20 protein-coding genes, 1 tRNA gene and 1 pseudogene are annotated in these 20,686 nt (G+C 70.4%); 10 read left to right on the forward strand and 12 right to left on the reverse strand.

The genetic code is table 11. From position 1 onward, the window contains the following. Window positions 1–86: 86 nt before the first annotated feature. Complete coding sequence (locus G407_RS0112070) at window positions 87–1,133, reverse strand: aldo/keto reductase (RefSeq protein WP_029031006.1); 1,047 nt, start codon at window positions 1,131–1,133, stop codon at window positions 87–89. Between the two features lie 49 nt (window positions 1,134–1,182). Next, the gene (locus G407_RS27350) at window positions 1,183–1,869 is read right to left on the reverse strand and encodes an arylesterase (RefSeq protein WP_084327488.1); all 687 of its coding nucleotides are present in this window, start codon (window positions 1,867–1,869) and stop codon (window positions 1,183–1,185) included. A gap of 103 nt (window positions 1,870–1,972) precedes the next feature. Between G407_RS27350 and G407_RS0112080 the strand changes: the two genes are divergently transcribed. The 3 genes from G407_RS0112080 to G407_RS0112090 all read left to right on the forward strand — a co-directional run bounded on the left by G407_RS0112080 (window position 1,973) and on the right by G407_RS0112090 (window position 6,482). After that, the gene (locus G407_RS0112080; RefSeq protein ID WP_029031007.1) at window positions 1,973–2,665 is read left to right on the forward strand and encodes an ABC transporter ATP-binding protein; all 693 of its coding nucleotides are present in this window, start codon (window positions 1,973–1,975) and stop codon (window positions 2,663–2,665) included. Window positions 2,666–2,679: 14 nt separating this feature from the next. After that, window positions 2,680–5,265 (forward strand): ABC transporter permease, encoded by a 2,586-nt coding sequence (locus tag G407_RS0112085; RefSeq protein ID WP_029031008.1) that lies wholly within the window; start codon window positions 2,680–2,682, stop codon window positions 5,263–5,265. Between the two features lie 485 nt (window positions 5,266–5,750). Continuing rightward, window positions 5,751–6,482, forward strand: coding sequence for a Bax inhibitor-1/YccA family protein (locus G407_RS0112090; RefSeq protein WP_029031009.1), 732 nt, complete (start codon window positions 5,751–5,753; stop codon window positions 6,480–6,482). Window positions 6,483–6,589: 107 nt separating this feature from the next. On the opposite strand, the gene G407_RS0112095 is transcribed toward G407_RS0112090, so the two are convergent. The 3 genes from G407_RS0112095 to G407_RS27355 all read right to left on the reverse strand — a co-directional run bounded on the left by G407_RS0112095 (window position 6,590) and on the right by G407_RS27355 (window position 9,024). After that, a complete protein-coding gene (locus tag G407_RS0112095; RefSeq protein ID WP_029031010.1) occupies window positions 6,590–7,969 on the reverse strand; it encodes an MATE family efflux transporter in 1,380 nt (459 codons plus the stop codon). A gap of 1 nt (window position 7,970) precedes the next feature. Then, window positions 7,971–8,225, reverse strand: a complete 255-nt coding sequence (locus G407_RS0112100; protein WP_043539646.1) for a DUF6460 domain-containing protein — start codon at window positions 8,223–8,225, stop codon at window positions 7,971–7,973. Window positions 8,226–8,310: 85 nt separating this feature from the next. Beyond that, window positions 8,311–9,024 carry a DsbA family oxidoreductase gene (locus tag G407_RS27355; protein WP_084327489.1) on the reverse strand — a complete coding sequence of 238 codons (714 nt, stop codon included), beginning with the start codon at window positions 9,022–9,024 and terminating at the stop codon, window positions 8,311–8,313. A gap of 188 nt (window positions 9,025–9,212) precedes the next feature. Here G407_RS27355 and G407_RS0112110 point away from each other — a divergent pair, with 188 nt between their 5' ends. Continuing rightward, window positions 9,213–9,440, forward strand: coding sequence for a hypothetical protein (locus tag G407_RS0112110; protein ID WP_029031012.1), 228 nt, complete (start codon window positions 9,213–9,215; stop codon window positions 9,438–9,440). Window positions 9,441–9,461: 21 nt separating this feature from the next. Here the strand turns inward: G407_RS0112110 and G407_RS27360 are convergent. The 5 genes and pseudogenes from G407_RS27360 to G407_RS0112135 all read right to left on the reverse strand — a co-directional run bounded on the left by G407_RS27360 (window position 9,462) and on the right by G407_RS0112135 (window position 14,281). Then, a pseudogene (locus G407_RS27360) lies at window positions 9,462–10,787 on the reverse strand (TRAP transporter large permease). 3 nt (window positions 10,788–10,790) lie between these two features. Beyond that, window positions 10,791–11,297 (reverse strand): TRAP transporter small permease subunit, encoded by a 507-nt coding sequence (locus G407_RS0112120; RefSeq protein WP_043539647.1) that lies wholly within the window; start codon window positions 11,295–11,297, stop codon window positions 10,791–10,793. A gap of 3 nt (window positions 11,298–11,300) precedes the next feature. Next, window positions 11,301–12,398, reverse strand: a complete 1,098-nt coding sequence (locus tag G407_RS0112125; RefSeq protein ID WP_029031014.1) for a TRAP transporter substrate-binding protein — start codon at window positions 12,396–12,398, stop codon at window positions 11,301–11,303. A gap of 306 nt (window positions 12,399–12,704) precedes the next feature. Further along, window positions 12,705–13,424, reverse strand: a complete 720-nt coding sequence (locus G407_RS27365; RefSeq protein ID WP_052341287.1) for a GntR family transcriptional regulator — start codon at window positions 13,422–13,424, stop codon at window positions 12,705–12,707. Further along, window positions 13,421–14,281, reverse strand: coding sequence for an N-formylglutamate amidohydrolase (locus G407_RS0112135; RefSeq protein ID WP_029031015.1), 861 nt, complete (start codon window positions 14,279–14,281; stop codon window positions 13,421–13,423). Before G407_RS0112135 ends, G407_RS27365 begins: the two co-directional genes overlap by 4 nt. A 303-nt stretch (window positions 14,282–14,584) precedes the next feature. On the opposite strand from G407_RS0112135, the gene cpdR reads away from it, so the two are divergent. Next, complete coding sequence (gene cpdR / locus G407_RS0112140) at window positions 14,585–14,941, forward strand: cell cycle two-component system response regulator CpdR (RefSeq protein ID WP_029031016.1); 357 nt, start codon at window positions 14,585–14,587, stop codon at window positions 14,939–14,941. 137 nt (window positions 14,942–15,078) lie between these two features. Further along, window positions 15,079–15,153, forward strand: a tRNA-Val gene (locus G407_RS0112145). Here G407_RS0112145 and G407_RS32870 read toward each other — a convergent pair. Continuing rightward, complete coding sequence (locus G407_RS32870; RefSeq protein WP_084327499.1) at window positions 15,104–15,988, reverse strand: tyrosine-type recombinase/integrase; 885 nt, start codon at window positions 15,986–15,988, stop codon at window positions 15,104–15,106. The two genes, G407_RS0112145 and G407_RS32870, sit on opposite strands and share 50 nt — an antisense overlap. A 338-nt stretch (window positions 15,989–16,326) precedes the next feature. After that, window positions 16,327–16,674 (reverse strand): helix-turn-helix domain-containing protein, encoded by a 348-nt coding sequence (locus tag G407_RS31740; RefSeq protein ID WP_156917566.1) that lies wholly within the window; start codon window positions 16,672–16,674, stop codon window positions 16,327–16,329. 1,609 nt (window positions 16,675–18,283) lie between these two features. Between G407_RS31740 and G407_RS0112150 the strand changes: the two genes are divergently transcribed. From G407_RS0112150 to G407_RS0112165, 4 genes are all read left to right on the forward strand, one after another. Beyond that, window positions 18,284–18,787: a hypothetical protein gene (locus tag G407_RS0112150; RefSeq protein ID WP_029031017.1), complete on the forward strand. Its 504-nt coding sequence runs from the start codon at window positions 18,284–18,286 to the stop codon at window positions 18,785–18,787. Window positions 18,788–18,913: 126 nt separating this feature from the next. Further along, window positions 18,914–19,255 carry a hypothetical protein gene (locus tag G407_RS0112155; protein ID WP_029031018.1) on the forward strand — a complete coding sequence of 114 codons (342 nt, stop codon included), beginning with the start codon at window positions 18,914–18,916 and terminating at the stop codon, window positions 19,253–19,255. A 2-nt stretch (window positions 19,256–19,257) separates the two neighbouring features. Next, window positions 19,258–20,058, forward strand: coding sequence for a helix-turn-helix domain-containing protein (locus tag G407_RS0112160; protein ID WP_029031019.1), 801 nt, complete (start codon window positions 19,258–19,260; stop codon window positions 20,056–20,058). Between the two features lie 78 nt (window positions 20,059–20,136). Continuing rightward, a complete protein-coding gene (locus tag G407_RS0112165; RefSeq protein WP_029031020.1) occupies window positions 20,137–20,610 on the forward strand; it encodes a hypothetical protein in 474 nt (157 codons plus the stop codon). The last annotated feature ends 76 nt before the right edge of the window (window positions 20,611–20,686 follow it).

A 20,686-nucleotide genomic window follows, 5' to 3' on the forward strand; every position in this document is an offset into this window, starting at 1 on the left:
CGTCTGCGTCCCGCGCGCCCCGTCCGTCTCGGCGCTGCGCGCGGATCGACCGTCCCCTACGGGGAAGGAGGCGGACTCGACGAGCCTCACGGGCAGGGGTTGGTGTGGCGCAGGTGGATGGCGTCGATGCGCGCCTCGAGCTCGGGCGGGATCGCGACGTCCATCGCGTCGATGTTCGTCTCGAGCTGCGCCATCGTCGTCGCGCCGATGACGACGGACGTCGTGAACGACCGCGAGGCGGCGAAGGCGAGCGCCATCTGCGCCGGGTCGAGCCCCCATTCGCGGGCGAGCGCCACATAGGCCGAGATCGCCGCGGGCGCTCCCGGCGTCTCGTAGCGCTGCATGCGGTCGAACAGCGTGCGCCGGGCCCCCGGCGGACGGGCGCCACCCTCGTACTTGCCGGTGAGGTAGCCCTGCGCCAGCGGCGAGTAGGCGAGGAGCCCGACGTCCTCGCGCCGCGCGATCTCGGCGAGCCCGCCCTCGAAGGTGCGGTTGACGAGGGAGTACGCGTTCTGGAGCGAGGCGACCCGCGGCAGGCCCTTCGCCTCGGCGTGCGCGAGGAACGTCATCGTGCCCCAGGCGCTCTCGTTCGAGAGCCCGACGTGGCGGACCTTGCCCGCCTTCACGAGCTCGTCCATCACCGCGAGCGTCTCCTCGATCGGGTGCTCGGGCCCGCTCGTCGGCTTGTAGACGATCGGGTTCGCCCCGAACTGGGAGACGGCGCGGTCGGGCCAGTGGATCTGGTAGAGGTCGATCCAGTCCGTCTGCAGCCGCGCCAGGCTCTTGTCGACAGCCTCGAGGATCTGCGCGCGCGAGAGCTCGGCGGGCGACCCGTCGTCGCGGAACCAGGTGTTCTGCGAGCGGCCGACGACCTTGGTGGCGAGGACCACGTCCGCGCGATTGCGCCGGGCCTTCATCCAGGTGCCGACGATGCGCTCGGTCTCGCCCTGCGTCTGCGCCTTGGGCGGGATCGGGTAGAGCTCGGCGGTGTCGATGAAGTTCATGCCGCGCTCGCGCGCGTAATCGAGCTGGGCGTGGCCCTCGGCCTCGCTGTTCTGCTCGCCGAAGGTCATCGTGCCGAGGCACAGCGCGCTGACCTCGAGGCCCGTGCGCCCGAGCGGCCGGTAGTGCATGTCTCTCGTGCCTTTTCTTCGTCGTGTCGTCGTCGCGAGGGGCCTGTGATCAGCCCTCGCCGGGGAGGACCCGCTCCTCGAGGAAGCGGATCACGGTGGGGAGCATGCGCTCCACCACCACCTCGACGCCTTCGACGCTCGGGTGGATGCCGTCCTCGAGCATCAGCCCGGGGTTCCCGAGCGCGCCCTCCAGGAAGAAGGGGTAGAGCACGAGGTCGTGCTCCTCGGCAAGACGCGGATAGATCGCGTCGAAGGCCGCGACGTAGTCCGGCCCCATGTTGCGCGCCGCGTACATGCCGGCGAGGAGGACGGGGATGTCGCGCTCGGACAGGCGTTCGACGATCGCGTCGAGCGTCTCTTCGGTGCGAGCGGGGTCGAGCCCGCGCAGCATGTCGTTGGCGCCGAGCTCGAGGATGACGCCGTCCGTCCCCTCCGGCACCGACCAGTCGAGCCGCTCCAGGCCGGCCGCGGCGGTGTCGCCGGAGACCCCGGCGTTCACGATCTCGACATTGGAAAAGCCCGCCTCGTCGAGGGCGCGGTCGAGGACCGCGGGGAAGGCGGCGCTGCCGGGGAGCTGATAGCCGGCCATGAGGCTGTCGCCGAACGCGACGATGCGGACCTCGTCGGCGCCTCGTTCCGCCGGCCCGTCGTCCTGGGCGGCCGCCGGGGCGGCGAGGCCGAAGGCGAGAAGGCAGGCGGCGGCGAGCCGTGTGGCGAGCGGGCGCATGTGGCGCATGGCGATCTCTACCCCATATCTGATGTCGCGGAAGGGCCGGGCGGCCCGTCTCCGCCGGTCGATGCCGGCGGGCATGTCAACGCATGAAGATCGGATCGTTCGCATGAGCGGCAAGAGCATCGTCCTCGAAAACGTCGAGCTGAGCCTCGGGCGCGGCGCGGCGCGGGTGCACATCCTCAAGGGCGTGTCGCTCGGCGTCGACCGCGGCGAGGCGATCGGCCTCGTCGGGCCTTCCGGGTCGGGCAAGTCGACGCTGCTGATGACGATGGCGGGGCTGGAGCGGCCCGATTCCGGGCGCGTGACGATCGAGGGCGAGGAGCTCACCGCCATGGACGAGGACGCGCTCGCGCGCTTCCGCGGCCGGCGCATCGGCATCGTCTTCCAGTCCTTCCACCTCGTGCCGACCATGACGGCGCTCGAGAACGTCGCCCTGCCGCTGGAGCTCGCGGGCAAGGGGGACGCCTTCGACCGCGCCTCGGCGGAGCTGCGGGCGGTGGGCCTCGGCGAGCGGCTCGCGCACTATCCCGCCCAGCTCTCCGGCGGCGAGCAGCAGCGCGTCGCCATCGCCCGCGCGCTCGCCCCCGACCCGGCGATCCTCGTGGCCGACGAGCCCACCGGGAATCTCGACGAGACCACCGGCGGGTCGATCGTCGACCTGCTCTTCGCGCTCAAGCGCGAACGCGGCGCGACGCTCGTCCTCGTCACCCACGACACCGGCCTCGCCACGGCCTGCGACCGCACGATCCGCCTGCGCTCCGGGCGGATCGAGGCGGATGCGGACGCGGCGGCGGCGTGAGGGACGAGGCGACCATGCACGGCACAGTTTCCGGCGCGGCCCCGAAGCGGGACGCGGGCACCTCCTCGCTCCCCCTCGTCCTGCGGCTCGCGCTGCGCGAGCTGCGCTCGGGCCTGCGCGGCTTCGGCATCTTCCTCGCCTGCATCGCGCTGGGCGTCGCCGCCATCGCCGGCGTCTCGTCGGTGTCGCGGGCGCTCACCGAGGGCCTCGCCCGCGAGGGCCGCACGCTGCTCGGCGGCGACCTGAGCTTCCGCCTGATCCACCGCGAGGCGACGCCCGCCGAGATCGCGACGCTCGAGGACTGGGGCGACGTCTCCCTCGTCGCGACGCTGCGCGGCATGGCCGTCGCCGAGACCGGCGCGGCGCTCGTCGAGATCAAGGCGGTGGATGCGGCCTATCCGATCGCCGGAGACCTCGTCACCGAGCCGCCGATGGCGCCCGCCGAGATCTTCGCCGAGGCGGACGGCGTCTTCGGCGCGGCGGTCGATCCCGTGCTGCTCGGCCGGCTCGACCTCGAGATCGGCGACACGATACGCATCGGCACGCAGGAGATATTGCTCCGCACCGCCCTGCGCTCCGAGCCCGACAAGATCCAGGCCGGCTTCGACTTCGGCCCGCGCCTGCTCGTCTCGCGCGCGGCGCTCGACGCGACGGGGCTCGTCCAGCCGGGAAGCCTCGTGCGCTTCACCTACCGTCTCGATCTCGCCGGCCCGGCGAACGACGACGCGCTGCTCCTGCGCGCGCAGGAGGCGATCGAGGCGGCGCAGCCGCAGGCGGGCTGGCGGGTGCGCTCGCGGCTCAACGCCGACCCGGGGCTGGAGCGCAACATCGAGCGCTTCGCACAGTTCCTGACGCTGGTCGGGCTCACGGCGCTCATCGTCGGGGGCGTCGGCGTCGCCAACGCGGTGCGCGGCTTCGTCGACCGCAAGCGCGAGTCGATCGCCACCATCAAGAGCCTCGGCGCGCCGGGCGGGCGGGTCGTGGCGATCTACCTCACCCAGGTCATGCTGATCGCCGGCATCGGCATCGCCATCGGGCTGGTGCTGGGGGCGGCGCTGCCCTTCGCCCTCGCCGCCGCGCTGGGCTCGATCCTGCCGATCCCGATCGCGCCGACGCTGGCTCCGGTCGAGCTCCTGCTGGCCGCGCTCTACGGGCTGCTCACGGCGCTCGCCTTCTCGCTCGCGCCGCTCGGGCGGGCGCACGACATCCAGGTCTCGGGCCTGTTCCGCGACCAGATCGACCCGGACCGGCGCTGGCCGCGCAAGCGCTACGTCGCGGGCGTCGCGATCGCCATCGCGGCGCTGCTCGCGCTCTCCGTCTTCGCCGCCTTCGACCGGCGGGTGGCGCTGATCTTCATCGGCGCGGCCGCGGCGGCCTTCGTGCTGCTGCGGGTCGTCGCCACCGGCATGATGGCGCTCGCGCGGCGCCTGCCGCGCCCGCGCGCCGCCGCCCCGCGGCTGGCGCTCGCCAACGTGCACCGGCCGGGCGCGCTGACGCCCTCCCTCGTGCTCTCGCTCGGCCTCGGCATCACGCTCCTCGTCACGCTCGCCGTGATCGACGGCAACATGCGCCGCCAGCTCACCGAGCGCCTCCCCGGCGAGGCGCCGAGCTTCTTCTTCGTCGACATTCCCTCCTCCGAGATCGACGGCTTCGCCGGCTTCCTGCGCGCGCAGGCGCCCGAGGGCGAGATCCAGCGCGTGCCGATGCTGCGCGGACGCCTCGTCTCGCTCGGCGGCGTGCCGGTGGAGCAGGTCGCCGCCGACCCGGACGCCGCGTGGGTGCTCGAGGGGGATCGCGGCATCACCTACGAGGCCGACCTGCCGGAGGGCTCCGAGATCGTCGCCGGCGAATGGTGGGGGGAGAACCCCACCGAGAACCTCGTCTCCTTCGACGACGAGCTCGCCGCCGGGCTCGGCCTCTCCATCGGCGACGAGGTCGTGGTGAACGTGCTCGGGCGCGACATCACCGCGACGATCGCCAACTTCCGCCGGGTCGAGTGGGAATCGCTCGGCATCAACTTCGTCATGGTGTTCTCGCCGAACACCTTCGCCGGCGCCCCGCACGCGCACATCGCCACGTTGTCGCTCCCCGACGAGGCCGCCGGCGAGGAGGCCGAGATCGCGCTCCTGCGCGAGGCCGCACGGACGTACCCGATGGTCACGTCGGTGCGGGTGAAGGATGCGCTCGAGGCGGTCAACGCCGTGGTCGAGCAGCTCGTGCTCGCGATCCGCGGCGCTTCCTCGATCGCCGTCGCGGCGAGCGTGCTGGTGCTCGCCGGGGCGCTGGCGGCGGGGCACCGGGCGCGGCTCTACGACGCCGTCGTGCTCAAGACGCTCGGCGCGACGCGGGCGAAGCTGGTGGGCGCCTACGCGCTCGAATACGGCCTGCTCGGCCTCGCCACCGCGGTGTTCGGGCTCGTCGCCGGCGCTCTGGCGGGGTGGGTGATCGTCACGCAGATCATGAACCTCGAGTTCGTCATGGTCTGGGCCGGCCCGCTCGCCGCGGCGGCGATCGCCATCGTCGTCACGGTCACCTTCGGCCTCGCGGGCACCTGGCGCATCCTCTCGCAGAAGCCGGCGCCGTACCTGCGCACGCTGTGATCCGATCTCGTCCGAGCGGGCTCGTCGATCCACGCATCGTCCTTCGCCGCTCGCGGTCTCGCACGCGCGGCGTCGCAGGTGCGACGTCGCGGAGCACGCTCGCAAACCGAGCGGGTCCTTCTCCTTCCCCTACAGGGAAGGAGAACGCCCGTGTCGGCTCCCGGCGCCAACGCGACGTCGACCGGGGCTGCAGGAGATATGTGCATACGCGAGCCCGGCAGGGAGAGGGCGGGGCGGATGGATCGTCGAATACACATACGACGCATGGAGATATACGCGCGCCCGCCGCCGTTCTTCACGATGGCGCCGGAAACTGTTCACGATTCTTCTTCCATGCGACGTCTCGCGCGCGGGAAGGCCTTGCGAAGCGTGGCGCGACCCCACATATTCCAACCCGAAACGCCGCCCTCGCGCGGCGACGGAGCGTCGACGCCTTCGAGACGTCGCGCGGACCGTGGCTCAATTCTCGAGAGGATGGGGTTCCGATGAACGACCAGAACCGCTTCGCCTACGGCACCGGCGTGGCGCGTCCGCAAGCCGAGATCGACCAGGGCCTGCGGGCGTTCATGCTCGGCGTCTACAACAACATGGCGCTCGGCCTCGGCATCACCGGCATCGTGGCCTTCGCGACCTATCTCGTCGCCTCGGCCTCGCCGGCGGTCGCCACGGCGCTCTACGGCAGCCCGCTGCGCTGGGTGGTGATGCTCGCGCCGCTGGCCTTCATCTTCTTCTTTACCTTCAAGATCGAGAGCATGAGCGCCGCCAAGGCGCGGTCGATGTTCTTCCTGTTCTCGGCGGTGATGGGCCTGTCGCTGTCGACGATCTTCCTCGTCTTCACCGGCGAGTCGATCGTGCAGGTGTTCTTCGTCACGGCCGCGGCCTTCGGCGGCCTGAGCCTCTACGGCTACACGACGAAGCGCTCGCTGTCGGGCATGGGCTCGTTCCTGATCATGGGCCTCATCGGCCTGATCATCGCCATGGTGGTGAACATCTTCCTCGCCTCGTCGGCGATGGCCTTCGCCATCTCGATCATCGGCGTGCTGATCTTCGCGGGCCTCACCGCGTGGGACACGCAGCGCCTGAAGGAGATGTACCTCTACGGGAACTTCGACGGCGAGACCGCCGGCCGGGTCTCCGTGATGGGCGCCCTGTCGCTGTACCTGAACTTCATCAACATGTTCCAGTTCCTCCTGGCCCTGATGGGCAACCGCGAGTGATCCGGATCCGGTGAGGCGGGCCGTATCGGCCCGCCGATCCCCACGATGCGAGACGCCCCGGCCTCCGACGAGGCCGGGGCGTCTCGTTTTTTGGCGGACGGGCGCCGTCAGCCGTGCGAGGGGAGCGGCGCGTCGGAGCCGTCGAGCGGGATGTGGCGGCGCGCGAGCGCGGGAAAGGCGAGCTGCTGGCCGATGCCGCGCGACGCCAGGAACGCCAGGAAAGCGATCCAGAGCCCGGTGTTGCCGAGGTCGCGCAGGAGGTAGAGCAGCACGAGGTAGAACGCGAAGGACGCGAGCATCAGGTTGCGCAGGGGCGCCGTCCAGGTCGCGCCGATGTAGACGCCGTCGTGCGCGAAGGCGAGCGCGCCCACGAGCGGCGAGAGGGCGGCGAAGACGAGGTAGAGCCGCGCGGTCTCGCGCACCTGCGGGTCGGTCGAGACGAAGTCGATGAAGGCGCCCCCGCCGACGTAGAAGCCGGCGGCGACCGCGACCCCGAAGACGTGCGCCCACAGCGCCGCGATGCCCGCCGCGCGGCGGAAGTCCCGCGGGCGCCGCGCGCCGTAGGCCTGCCCGCACACCGCCTCGGCCGCCGTGGCGAAGCCGTCGAGGAAATAGGCGCCGATGGCGAACATGTTGTAGAGAACGGCATTGGCCGCCAGCGTCTCGTCGCCGGCCCGCGCGCCGAGCGCGTTGAAGATCAGGAAGGCCGCGCCGAGCGCCATGGTGCGCACGACGATGTCCCCGTTCACCGCGAGCATGCGCGCGAGCGCCGCGCGGTCGAGGAGGGCGGCGCGCTGCACCGCGAACGGGTTGTCGCCCAGGCGCAGGACCACGACGAAGCCGAGCACGAGGCCGAGCGCCTCGGCGATCACCGTGCCCAGCGCCGCGCCGCCGACGCCCATGTCCAGCCCGACGACGAAGAGGATCGTGAGCCCGATATTGGCGACGTTCGTCGCGACCTGGGTCAGGAAGGCGAGGTCGGTGCGTCCGCGTCCCGTGAGCGAGCCGAGCAGGGCGTAGTTCAACAGGGTGACGGGCGCCGCCCAGATGCGGATCGTGAAATAGTCGAGGAGTGCGGCGTTGACCGCGTCCGAGGCGCCGATCGCCGCGAAGGCGGCCCAGCCGATGGGGATCTGCAGGAGGACGATCAGGAGGCCGACGGCGCCGCCCACCGCGAGCGCCCGGGCGAGCGTCTCTGCGACGCCGCGGTCGTCCCGCCGTCCCACGGCCTGCGCCGTCATGCCGGCCGTGCCCATGCGCAGGGCGCCGAAGCTCCAGAAGATGTAGTCGAAGATCACCGCACCGACGGCGACGGCGCCGAGCAGCGCGGCGTCGCCCAGGCGCCCGATCACGGTGGTGTCGACGAAGCCGAGCAGCGGCACCGTGATGTGCGAGAGCATCATCGGCAGCGCGATCAGGAACATGCGCCGGTGGGAGACCTCCGGCGGGGCGGCCGATCCGGGCGCCGTCTCGGCGGGGGCGCTCACGTCAGCGCAGCGCGGCGATGATGCGCAGCACGACGAACACGGGCACGACCACCATCGCCCCGTAGACCAGCCAGCGCCCCAGCGTGCCGAAGGCCTCGAACCCGGTCTCCCAGAGGTCGCGCACGAGCTCGAATGCGCCCTCGAACAGGCCCTGCGGCGTGATGCCGAGAAGCGCCATGAACGCGCCCACGAGGAGCGACAGGAAGACGAGCTTGACGAGGACGGCGGCGGGGGACCCGCCTAGGAGGCGCTGCATGGGGCTCGCTCCGGTGATCGACGCCGCCGGTCATCGCAGGCGCCGCGGGCGTTGGCAAGACGCGGGGCCGGCGGGGCCGGGCTCGTCAGGCCGCGCCGTCGCCCGACGCTTGGCCCGTCCCCTGGCCCGGTCCCTGGCCCGCCTCTTCCGTCGCCCGCGTCGCCGCGATCTCCGCGAGCGCCGCGCGCCACAGCTCGGCGGGCTGGGCGCCGGCGATCGCCCAGCGGTCGGCGACGACGAAGAACGGAACGCCGGTCACGCCGAGCGCCCGCGCGCGCTCCTCCTCGCGTGCCACGAGATCGGCGAGCGCGGCGTCGTCGAGCGCCGCGCGGGCATGGGCGGGATCGAGCCCGGCGTCGGCGGCGCAGGCGAGGAGGACGGCGTCGTCGGTCAGGTCGGCGCCGTTCGCGAAATACGCCCGGAAGAGTGCCTCGGCGAGGGCGTCGTCGCGTCCCTGCGCCGCGGCGAAGGCGAGGAGCGCGTGGGCGCGCCGGGTGCTGGGCGTGCGCGTCTGCGCGGCGAAGCGGTAGTCGAGCCCTTCCTCCGCGCCGAGCCGGGTCATCTCGGCGTCGAGCGCGTCGGAGCGCGCGGCGCCCATCTTCGCCGCGCGGTAGGCGGCGCGGTCCATGCCCTCCGGAGGCATGCCCGGGTTGAGCTCGAAGGGGCGCCAGGTCAGCGCGACGGGGATGCCGGCCTCGGCCGCCCCCCGCCGCAGCCGCGCGGCGCCGAGCCAGCACCAGGGGCAGATCGGGTCCGACACGACGGTGACGGGGATCGGGGTCGCGGGCGTCTCGGTCATCTTGCGTCTCCCTGCGCGTCGACCGCGAGCCTATACCGATCGCGCCGAGCGCGCACGCCCGCGATCGGCACGCGGCCGCGTCCTGCGACCGCTCGTGCGACATCGCCGAGGAGCAGGTTCCGCTTGCCTCGGGCGCGGAGTCGCGGCATCAGAACGAATGAGGAACCAAGCGAAACGGGGGTCGAACGATGGTGGTGCGCAGGCGGGTCTTCGACGAGGCCGAGCAGGCCGAGCTGCTCCTCACGCTGGGGCACGCGCGCAAGGCGCTCGTGCATGCGGCCGAGCGTCTGCCGCGCCGCTCGGTCACCCGCGCGGGGGCGGACCGGGTCGTCGCCAACATCGACGAGCTCGCCTTCCTGCTGACCGGCGCGCGCGAGCACTTCTGGGAGCCGCAGCACGCGACGCCGGGGGAGTAGGGCGTCGTCCGCGTTCCGCCCTCACCAGCCGATCGCCTCGGGCAGCCAGGTGGCGAGGCCCGGCGCTGCGAACAGGATGACGAGCGCCGCGAGCTGGAGCGCGATGAAGGGCACGACGCCGCGATAGATCGCCCCCGTCGTCACGCCCGGCGGCGCGACGCCCTTGAGGAAGAACAGCGCCCAGCCGAAGGGCGGCGTGAGGAAGGAGGTCTGCAGGTTCAGGCAGATCAGGATGCCGAGCCAGACCATGTCGACGCCCTCGCCCACGAAGAAGGGCAGGAACAGCGGCAGGGCGACCTAGGTGATCTCGATCCACTCGAGGAAGAAGCCGAGCAGGAAGACGAGGACGAGCAGGAAGACGAGGCTCCCGGTCACCCCGCCCGGCACCCACTCGAACATGCGCTCGACGAGGTGCTCGCCGCCGAGCCCCCGGAAGGCGAGCGCGAAGAGCTGCGCGCAGATCAGGATGAAGAAGACCATCGCCGAGATCAGCAGCGTCGTGCGCGCCACCTCCCACAGGAGGCGGCCCGAGAGCTTGCCGGCGACGAGCACCATCGCGAGCGCGCCGATGGCGCCCATCGACGCGGCCTCCGTCGGCGCCGCCACGCCGCCGACGATGGAGCCGAGCACGGCGAGGACGAGCCCGATCGGCGGCACGACGACGAGGAGCGCCTTCCGCGCCAGCGCACCGGCGGGCATCGCCGCACGCTCGTCGGCGGGAATCGCCGGGGCGAGGTCCGGCCGCAGCCGGGCCGTGACGAGGAGCGCGATCACGTAGAGGCCGGCCAGCATCAGCCCGGGGATCATCGCCGCCGCGAACAGCGTGCCGACCGACAGCCCCAGCACCTCGGCGAGCAGGATGAGCACCAGCGAGGGCGGGATGATCTGGCCGAGCGTGCCGGATGCGCAGATCACGCCGCAGGCGAGCGGGGTGGAGTAGCCGCGCCGGATCAACGCCGGGAGCGTGAGCAGGCCCAGCGTCACGATGGTCGCGCCGACGATCCCCGTCGCCGCGCCCAGCAGCACGCCCACGACGACGATCGCCACCCCCATGCCGCCGCCGACGCGCCCGAACAGGTGGCCGATGACGTCGATCAGCTCCTCGGCGAGGCGGGATTTCTCCAGCATCACGCCCATGAACACGAAGAGCGGGATCGCCATCAGGGTGTAGTTCGTCACCACGCCGTAGATGCGCGACGGCACGAGGTTGAACAGCATCGGCCCGAAGCCGGCATAGCCGAACACGATCGCCGCGGTCGCGATGGCGATGCCGACGGGGATGCCGATCATGATCAGGCAGAAGAAGGCGCCGACCATGGCGAGCGCCAGCATCTCGTTCGGCGACATGGCTCAGCCCCTGGATCGCATGAGGACGGCGTGGCGCAGCGCGTGGCAGAGCCCCTGCGCCGACAGGAGCGCGAATCCGAGCGGGATCAGGCTCTTGAGCGCGAAGCGGAAGGGCAGCCCGCCGGGATTGGGCGAGCCCTCGCCGAGCCGCCAGGACTGCGCCACGAAGGGCAGGGAGAGCGTCACCATCCAGGCGGCGAACAGCGCCAGCAGAAGGCCGGTGAGCACCTCCACGGCCCGCTTCAGCCCGGCGGGGAAGCGCTCGTAGAGCACGTCGACGCGCACCTGCTCGCCGGCGAGGAGCGCGTAGGACATGCCGAACAGCGCGATCGGCGAGATCAGGTGCCATTCGAGCTCCTGCAGCCAGATCGCGCCGGCGCTGAAGAAGTAGCGCGCGAGCACGTTGCCCGCGACGACGAGCACGAGCACGATGCAGGTGAGCGCGGCGAGGCGGCCGAGCAGCGCGACCGCCCCCTCCAGGGCCTCGACGAGGCGTTCGAGCACGATCACGGGTCAGCCGCCGAGGATCGTGCCGTGCCACGGCCCTTCGGAGATGCCGGCCCAGCGGTCGTGGTCGGCCTTGAAGGCCATGTAGGCCTCGTGGACCTTCTGCGAGAGCGGATCCTTGGCCGATTCGGTGGAGAGCACGTCAGCGGCCACTTCGCGCAGGCGCTCGACGACCGCCTGCGGCAGGACGGCGGCGGTGACGCCGTGGTTGGTGACGAGATCGGTGAGAGCCTCGCCGTTCACCGCTTCCGACCAGGTGACGCTCTCGAGCACGGTCGCCTGCGCGGCGGTGCGCACGATTGCCTTGAGGTCGTCGGGAAGCGCGTCCCAGGCGGCGCGGGAGATGGCGAGCTCGCCGGTGGTGGCGGGCTCGTGCCAGCCGGTCGTGTGGTAGAACTTCGCCGCGTTCTGGAGGCCGAGGCGGCGGTCCTGGTAGGGGCCGACGAACTCGGCCGCGTCGATCACCCCGCGCTCCAGCGCCGGGAAGATCTCGCCGCCGGGCAGGAGCCGCGCGTCGACGCCGAGCTCGCCGTAGATCCGGCTCGCCAGGCCCGGGATGCGCATGCGCAGGCCATTCAGGTCCTCCACGCTCTCGATCGGCTCGCGGAACCAGCCGGTCATCTGGACGCCGGTGTTGTTGAGCGGGAAGGCGACGAGGCCGAAGGGCTCGTAGACCTCCTCCCACAGCTCGAGGCCGCCGCCGTGGTAGAGCCAGGCCATGTGGCCGAGGAAGCTCATGCCGAAGGGCACGGTGGTGAAGTATTGCGCCGCGAAGCTGCGACCGGCCCAGAAATACGAGTTCGCGGCGTTGGCCTCGACCACGCCCGAGACGACCGCGTCGAAGCCCTCGAGCGCCGGCACGAGCTCGCCCGCGGCGAAGTGCTGGATCGCGAGGCGACCGCCGGACATCGCCTCGACCTTGGCGATGAAGGCGTCCGGGCTGCCGGGGCCCGTCGTGTAGAAGGGCGCGTTCGGGCCGTAGGCGTTCGTCATCCGCCAGGTGAAGCTCTCCTGGGCCCGCACGACGGCGGGCGCGGCCACGCTCGCGCCGACCGCGACGGCGCCGCCGGCGGCGCCGCGGGTGAGGAAGTCGCGTCTGTTCATCTCGGGGGTCCTCCGGTTTCGCCTCGCTGCGCCCGTCCCCGGCCGTCGCTCCCTGGCCCGCGACCCCTTCCCCGCGCGTCGCCTCGCGGCGTCCGCTGGGGGAGGTCGTCTCTCGTGTGGAGCCTCCTCTTGCATGGGCGATGCCAATCCCGCGCACGGCCCGCCGGCCGGCGTTCGCGCCAGCGCGTGGGTGCGAGGCTGCCGCGAAAGGCGACGCCGGCCTGCCCAGCTCGTATGCAGTTGCTATGGAACTGACATGTCAGATGCCGTCCCGCCGGGGCGGTGCCGAGCCGGCCCGGCGGCGGCTCACATCATCGCGTCGAGCGTGCGCCGGGTATAGTCCTCGACGTAGTCGACGAGCGCGTCCGAGGCCGCCTGCGCCGCCGCCTCGTCGCCGGCGGCGATCGCCCGGCAGATGGCGCCGTGCAGGCGCGAGACCCGCGGGATGTCGCCGAAGCGCTCGAAGGCGAGGAACCAGAAGCGCCGCGTCTGCGCCTGGATCGGCGCCATCGCCGCGGCGGCGTACTTGTTCTGCGCGCTCGCGGCGAGCAGCGCGTTGAAGTCGCGATCGGCCGCGATGAAGGCGGCCTCTGCCTCCTGCGCCTCGGCCTCGCCGAAGCGCGCGGCGAGGGCCGCGAAGCGCGCGCGCGTCTCCCGGTCTGCGAGGCGTGCGGCGCGCCCGGCCATGATCCGCTCGAGCCCGCGGCGCACCTCGATGAGCTTGAACTGGTCGGCGAGATCGATCTCGGAGACGATGGCGCCCGCCCGCGGCAGGATCCTCAGCGTGCCTTCGACGGCGAGCCGCTGCATCGCCTCGCGTACGGGGGTGCGCCCGAGCCCGAGCCGCTGGGCCATGGCGTTCTCCGAGATGCGGCTGCCGGGCGCCAGCGCGAGGGTGACGATCATCTCCTCGAGCCGGCGGTAGGCCTGCTGGGCCTGGGTCTCCGACCCGCGCGCCCGCGCCTCCGTCGGGCGCTCCTCCGCGGGAGTCCCGGGAGCGGGCGCGCGCGCCGCCGCCCCGCTCATTCCGCCGCGAGCCCCGCCTCGGCCGGCCCGGCGCCGATGCAGGCGGCGATGGCGGGCAGGACCTCGGCCATGGCGTCGATCAGGTCGCGGGCGATCGTCGCGAAGGCGGGGCCGCGCGCCAGCGTGCGCTCGTCCATGTAGAGCGCGCGGTTGATCTCGATCTGCAGCGCGTGGCGCCGCGCCGCCGGCTCGCCGTAGTGCTCGGTGATGAAGCCGCCGGCATAGGGCTTGTTGCGGGCGACCCCGTAGCCGCGCCGGCGCAGCGCCTCCTCGACGAGGTCGGTGATCGGCCCCGCGCAGCTCGTGCCGTAGCGATCGCCGAGCACGATGTCGGCGACGCCCATCTCCTCGCGGGCCAGCGAGGACGAGGGCATCGAATGGCAATCGATCAGGACCGCGGCGCCGAAGAGCGAGACGGTGCGCTCCACGAGCCGGCGCAGGGTGCGGTGATAGGGCTTGTAGAGCGCCTCGACCCGCGCGAGCCCCTCCTCGACCCCGAGCTTGCGGGCGTAGATCTCGTGCCCGTCCGCGACGAGGCGGGGGATGGTGCCGAGCCCGCCCGCGACGCGCATCGAGCGGGTGTTGGCGTAGCCCGGCAGCCGCCCCTCGAACATCCGCGGGTCGAGCTCGTAGGGCTCGCGGTTCACGTCGAGATAGGCGCGGGGAAAGCGCGCGCGCAGCAGCGGTGCGCCCAGCAGCGGCGCCTCCGCGAACAGACCGTCGACGTGCGCGTCCTCCGAGCGGCGCAGCGCGAGCCCGGACAGGCGGGCGGCGGCGAGGAAGGCGGGCGGGTAGACCGAGCCGGCGTGCGGCGCGTTGAAGACGACGGGTGCGCTCTGCCGCCCCGGCGCGTCCACCACGAAGGCGGGCGTGAAGTCCGGGTCGAGATCGGCGTCGCGCGCGAGGTCCGCGCCGAGATCCGTGTCCTGTGCGACGGGCATGCGGCCTGCCGGGTCTCCGAGCTGATGCGGGCGGCGGCGCCGTCGAGGCGGCCGCGCCCCGCGCGAGCCTACCAAGATGGGGCGTCTCGCCCCGTCTGTCCATGGCGCAGATCACCGCGGGCCGGTGGATCCGACGGCCCGCTTCATGGCCTGTTTACGGGCTGGCGGCTTTATGGAACAACGATAGCCGATTCGCACCAGAGCCGATCCGGACGACAGATGAAGATCCTTCTCGCGGAAGACGACGACGACATGCGCCGCTTCCTCGCCAAGGCCCTGCAGAACGCGGGCTACGACGTGGCGAGCTTCGACAACGGGCTGTCCGCCTACAATCGCCTGCGGGAGGAGCCCTTCGAGCTGCTCCTCACCGACATCGTCATGCCCGAGATGGACGGCATCGAGCTCGCGCGCCGCGCCACCGAGCTCGACCCGGACATCAAGGTGATGTTCATCACCGGCTTCGCCGCGGTCGCCCTCAACCCGGACACGCAGGCTCCCAAGGACGCCAAGGTCCTCTCCAAGCCCTTCCATCTCAAGGACCTCGTCAACGAGGTGGAGAAGCTGCTCGCCGCCTGAGGGCGGCGGGACCGGGCCGTCCCGGGCCGGGCTCGAAGCGGGGTCGAATGCGGTGCATCTTACCGCTTGCATCCCGCGAATCCCTCGGCTATACGGCCCTCCTCACCGGCGGCGCCCACCCGAAGTCGCCGGTCTCAGGGCGCGTAGCTCAGCGGGAGAGCACTACGTTGACATCGTAGGGGTCACAGGTTCAATCCCTGTCGCGCCCACCATTGTTTCCAAGGACTTAGCGCGAAATTGGCTCCTTCCGCCCGATAGGGCGTTGCCAACTGTTGCCAACTGTCCCGAGCCGGCCGCCGGCAGATTGAGAATCGCGTTGCGCTGCGCCTCGGTGCTCATGTGCACATAAACGGCGTTGGTCACCCGCGAGCCTCTGGCATGCCCGAGCCTGGACTGGAGCACCGTCTCCTCGATGCCGCGCTCCTTCTGCCACGTCGCGTGCGCCTTCCGGAGCATGTGCAGGGTCAGCTTCATCGGCTTTCCGCCGCGCGTGATTCGCGCAGTCCGGATGGCGGTCGCGAGCGCCTTACCCACACTGGTACGAACCACGCCGCCGCGCCCCGGGAAAACGAGCTGCCCCTCGCGCGGCAGCGCCGACAGGCTCTCCACCAGACCCGGCCCGATCGGAATGCGCCGCTCCGAATGGGCCGTCTTCGGCGTGAAGCCTTCCTTTTGCCTGATGGCGACGAGCGCCGCCTGGAGGTCGACGTCGTCCCATGTGAGGTGAAACACCTCGCCCTTCCGGCAGCCGGTCTCGGCAAAGAACCTGACCAGGGCCCGCTCCCGCTCCGGCAGGGCGTCGAGGATGCGCGCCATCTCCTCCTGGGAGGGTAGGTCGAGCAGCGGCGCACGGTAGGGGATCGCCTCGACCTCGGGCAGCCGCTGCATCAGCCCCTTGCGCTTCGCCCAGTTCAGCACCTGAAGCAGGGTCGCCGTCTCGGAGTTCACCGTCCGCGCCTTGCGGCCCGCTGAGAGCCTCAGGCGCTGGTATTCCGAGATGTCGTCGTCGGTGATGCCGGCGAGGTCGCGCGGGCCGAGGACGGGCATCAGAGCGCGAAGGTGATACGCGTTCGTCTCCAGCGAGGCAGCGCGCTTTTTCTGTGTCTCGACGCGCCGCGCCTGTTCCGTCAGCCAAGCCTCGCTCGCCTCTGCCAGGGTGACCCCCGCGTTCTCCGCCGCTTCGGCTGCGATGCGGCCCTGTAGCTGAATTTGCCGGAGCAGGCGCTTGGCTTCGGCCTCAGCGAGCTTCCGGCTTTCCGCCAGAATGCGCTTGCGCTTGCAACCGGGTGCAAAGCGGGCCGGAACGTCGATTTGCCACTGGCCGGTGGGCGTCCCGTTCCTGACGAAAGGTGCGAGCCGAAACGGCCCGACCTTGATGCTCGTTGTCAACCTTGATCCTCCTTGAGAAGCGTCCTGACTTGCCGTACCGGGTCGAACGACACCGCCCTGGCGGGCTGCACCCCGAGCGGCTTTCCTTTGATTGCCGGTGCGCCCCGGTCGAGCTTGGCGGCCACGTATGTCGCGACGTCGATGCGGCGATAGATGACGCGCTGCCCAACCCGCGCTGCCGGAAGCTCATTGCGCGGAATGCGCCGGACATGGTCGACAGAGCAGCCGAGGGCTGTCGCCACGTTCTCGACGAAAAGAAGATCGGGGTCTGCATACCAGTGGGGATGACGGCGTCGGTGTTCGTGCGCCAAGCGCGTTGCCGTCGTCAAGATACGGTTCGCCACAGACTTATCCTCGACTCGCTTTACTGCTGTCTACATGTGAAATTTCGATAGCGTTTGATCTCAAGTCAGTCAAGTGGAAGGCATTTTGCAACCCGTTGCAAATTCTGTCGGTGTGAGGGTTTTGTAGGTGAACGAAAATTGATCGACACAGAGGAAAAGTCGAATTTGCAACGGGGTGCAAAATGTTTCGTTTGACGGGCTGCTAGCCATCTTCTATCGCCTTTCTCTCTGGCGATCACTGTCGCCTGCCCAGAAATCTCGACCAGCGAGTGAATGCTCCAGCGTGGTGCAGTAGTTCGCTTGGATCCTGACTAGCAGCGGAGCAAAACCTTGGATCTAGAAATCGAAGCCGACGCGTGCGGCAGTGCGGGCGACGACACTCTGCGCTGGAGCGAACACGACCCGAAAAGTCCGACAAGGCAGCTTTACTACACCAGGAAGCTCTTTCGAGAGTGGCGCGCTGCACTGTCGGACCGAGAATTTGCGGTGTTCTCCTTCATTCTCGACCATACATGCGGGTGGGGACGTGATCACTTCCTCTTCACCTACCGCAGCTTCGACGAGGGGACCTACCACAGTCAGGGACTGAGCCGATCGAAGCCGCAGGTCCGCGAAACGCTGCGGGCGCTGGCCGAGAAAGGTGCGATCATCATCGGTAGCAACAAGAGAGATGGGCAGACTATCAAACCAAATCTACAGTGGAGTCCAGCTGTACTGCCGCCACCGGCTAAGCGGTGCCCACCCCCTCCGGAAAAGCGGGGGGGTGACGTAAGGAAATCCGGCGCGCAGGGGGAAGGCAATCCTTATCCCCTATTAGAAGAGAACCTAGAAGAGATATTAGAGGAAAGATCCTCGCCTTCGGCTCGGACGGCCGAGGGGGGCCAAGGCGAAGGGAGCGAGAAGGCTTCCGCCAACTCTCAACCGCCGAATTCGCCGACTTCGCGGCTTCGAGTTCGCCAGCGTCCGACCTCAATCGCTGAGCGCGGAGCTAGGGAAGGTTGTCGCGCGGGCAGATTGGCCGAGACCGCTTCCGCCGGCTCGCCGCTCGCTGTCGACCGCACGCGCACCCCAGCCGCGTTTGCGTCCGAGGCGACCTTTGACAGCACGGAACAGCCCCCTGTGCTCCGGCATCCTCCTGCCCCCGACATCCAGGTCACTTCCCTCTCTCGAAGCAAACAGGGACAGAGTTTCGAGGTCTTGCACCGCGTTGCAATCGCCGCAGCGCCTGAGGAAGCAAACTTGGTCCGTAGCGCGCCGCGCCTACCGGATTATCCGGGAGAACAGGTTCAGGGACACAAGATCACCCGCACAAGAACGAGTGGCGAAGACAGTGTACGAGGCTTGATGGAGCCCGGGTACGACTATTGACACCATGTAGACGTCGGAATAGCGTGAATTTCACCGGATCGAAAGCGGAAGGCATCGTTATGAAAACGCAGACGACTACTGTAGGGGTTCGCGTACCCGCGCCCCTGTTGGAGAAGCTGGATCGCGCGGTTCAGGACCGGCGCAGCCGGGGAGAGCGGGGCGCAAGCCGCGCCGGGGTCGTGCTCGACCTCGTGCGAGCCGGCGTCGGAGCCGTGCAACCCGTTGCGCAGGAGGCCGCCCGATGATCCCGACGTCGTTCATCGATCTGCCCGCACAAGACACGCCCAAGGACCGCGAGATGCGCCAGCGCGCGGCCGAGGCGACAAAGCTCTTCGGCGGCTCCGCTCGCGTCTCAGGGCGCGGCCTCGACTTCTCCCAGCCAAGCGCCGGCACGGTTCGGCCCTCGGGCATGGCTTCGACGCTCGATCTCTACGGCGAGGTGGTGCCCCATGCGGCCGCTCAGCGGGCCGAGGCGGAGCGGCGGCTTGACGCCATCCCGGCCGACATTCGTGAGCTGTCGCGCCGAGGGCTCGACCTCAGCGACCTGGAGGCCGTCGTTGTCCTGCGCCGCGACTACCGGGCCGGCGGTGAGCAGCCCATCCCGGTCCAACGGGGTGCTCTCGGGCGGGCGATCGGTGTCAGCGCCGACCGCGCCGAGGCCATCATCGATCGCCTGACGCAGGCGGGCGTGCTCCGCCGGCATGCGACAGCCGGCACCGTCCCGTACTTCCGCCTGATCGTCTGACCCTATCCCCGATCGGCGCGCCTCGGAGGGGTCACCGAGAGCGCCGCGCGCCCCCGCCTGCCCCGCCTTCACGTTCGCGGGCGGGGGCCACCCTTCTCTCCTCCCCCAGCACTACGAGGTCCCATCATGACGCCTCTCATCGAGAGGAGCGGCCGCGCTTGGCAGGCCCTCTCCGACGCCGCTCTCCTCATCCAGCAGCGAGGCGGCGACGCTGTGAACCTCGGCTTCGACCGCGTTCCCGGCTCCGCGCCCCATACCCTCTTCCTTCTCAGCGCCGTCTTCCGGGCCACCCGGCAACGTGCCGAGCAGCTTCTCGCCGATGCGCTCGCGGCCGCCGAGGCCGGAGGATGGCGCGCCTTCGGGCGGCTGGAGGATGAGGCCGCCAAGGAGAAGAAGGGCTTGGACACGCACGAGCATGAGCTTCTGATCATGGCGCTCGTCGACGTGCCCGAGCCGGAGACCGTGTAGCCATGGCTCGCCGGTGCACCATCTGCGCAAGCCTCGACCGGCTCGCGATCGAGCAGGAGCTGCGCGACGAGACCCGCTCCCTCTCGAAGCTCGCGGCCGCCTACGGGCTCAGCAAGACCTCCCTGCTGCGCCACCGCGATCGCCACATGGCTGCCGAGCCGGTGCAACGGGGTGCACGAACGCCGGAGCCTGCGCCGCTCTTCCTCGAAGGCGCGGCCCCCACCGTGCCGACCTCCCCGGCCAGCGAGCCGATCGACGAGGCCACTGCCGCCTTCCTCCTCGACCAGCGGCGCAGCAAGGCTCTCATGATGCGCGCCCGAGGTATCAGCGCCGTGGCGATCGCCCGGGCGCTCGACGTCTCCGACCGGACCGTGAGGGAATGGTGGGCCGAGGCCCGAGACGAACAGATCGCCCGCGTGCGCGCCGAAACCGCCGAGACCCTTGTTGCCCGGATCATCGGTTCCCACGACCAGCGCGCCCGGGACATCTACCACATCGCCGATCGAGCGAAGGCCGATGGCGACCTGCGTGCAGCCCTCGCGGCGCTGCGCCAGCTCAGAGAGGACGAGCACGCCACCTTCGACAGGGTCCACACCGTCGGAGCCTTCGACAGGTTCAGGCGCGCCGGCGCAGCCAGCGATGACGCGCCCGGGGCTCAGTCGGCCCGCTTCATCCAGGAGAGCCTAGCGGAGATCGCCGCCATCTTCTCGGGGAGCCCCGTCCGACCCGACTGGGAAGCATGCCTCATCAAGCATGAGGCCGGCGAGACCGAGGGCTGGCGCTCCGCGAGCGACCCGGCGTGACCAGCCCCGTCGAAGCGGACCGAGGATGCGCATCCGGCTCTCTCGCTGTAGCATCCTGCACGATGAACGGGGGGCGAGATGAGCGAGAAGGACGACCCGCATTACTGGGCCAAGCGCAGGCATGAGCGCTTCGACGAGGATTACGCGGAGGCGAACAAGGCCACCGCTGAGTCAGGCGTCCAGGCGGTCCGCGCCGCCTTCCTGCTCAATGGCGGAGCCTGTATCGCCCTGCTCACCTTTCTCGGCCGGAACGCTGGGACCGAGACCGCCGGCGACTTGTTCTGGGCTGCGGTGCTCTTCTCTCTGGGCGCGGCGCTCGCCGCCTTCGCCGCCGGCGCGACCTACCTCACGAACCATCTCTATGTGAGCGCCAAGGCGGAAATGACGCGCGATCTCACGCACCCGTTCGTTCACGAGACCAAGGCGTCGAAGCGGCTCGTAGGCTGGGGTGACTTCTTCAAGGTCGTCGCCATCATTTGCGTGCTCGCCTCCTACGCAGGCTTCATGGCCGGCGTATGGGCTGCTTACGCGGCCACCGTCCCATCCGCGTAGCCGCCGCAGATCAGCCGAAGCGGACCGGCCCGGTTCGGTCCGCTTCCGCCTCGGGTGTTTTCAAGCGGATCGGTCC

Origin of the sequence: Salinarimonas rosea DSM 21201, from assembly GCF_000429045.1 — a bacterium.
GTDB classification, from domain to species: domain Bacteria; phylum Pseudomonadota; class Alphaproteobacteria; order Rhizobiales; family Beijerinckiaceae; genus Salinarimonas; species Salinarimonas rosea.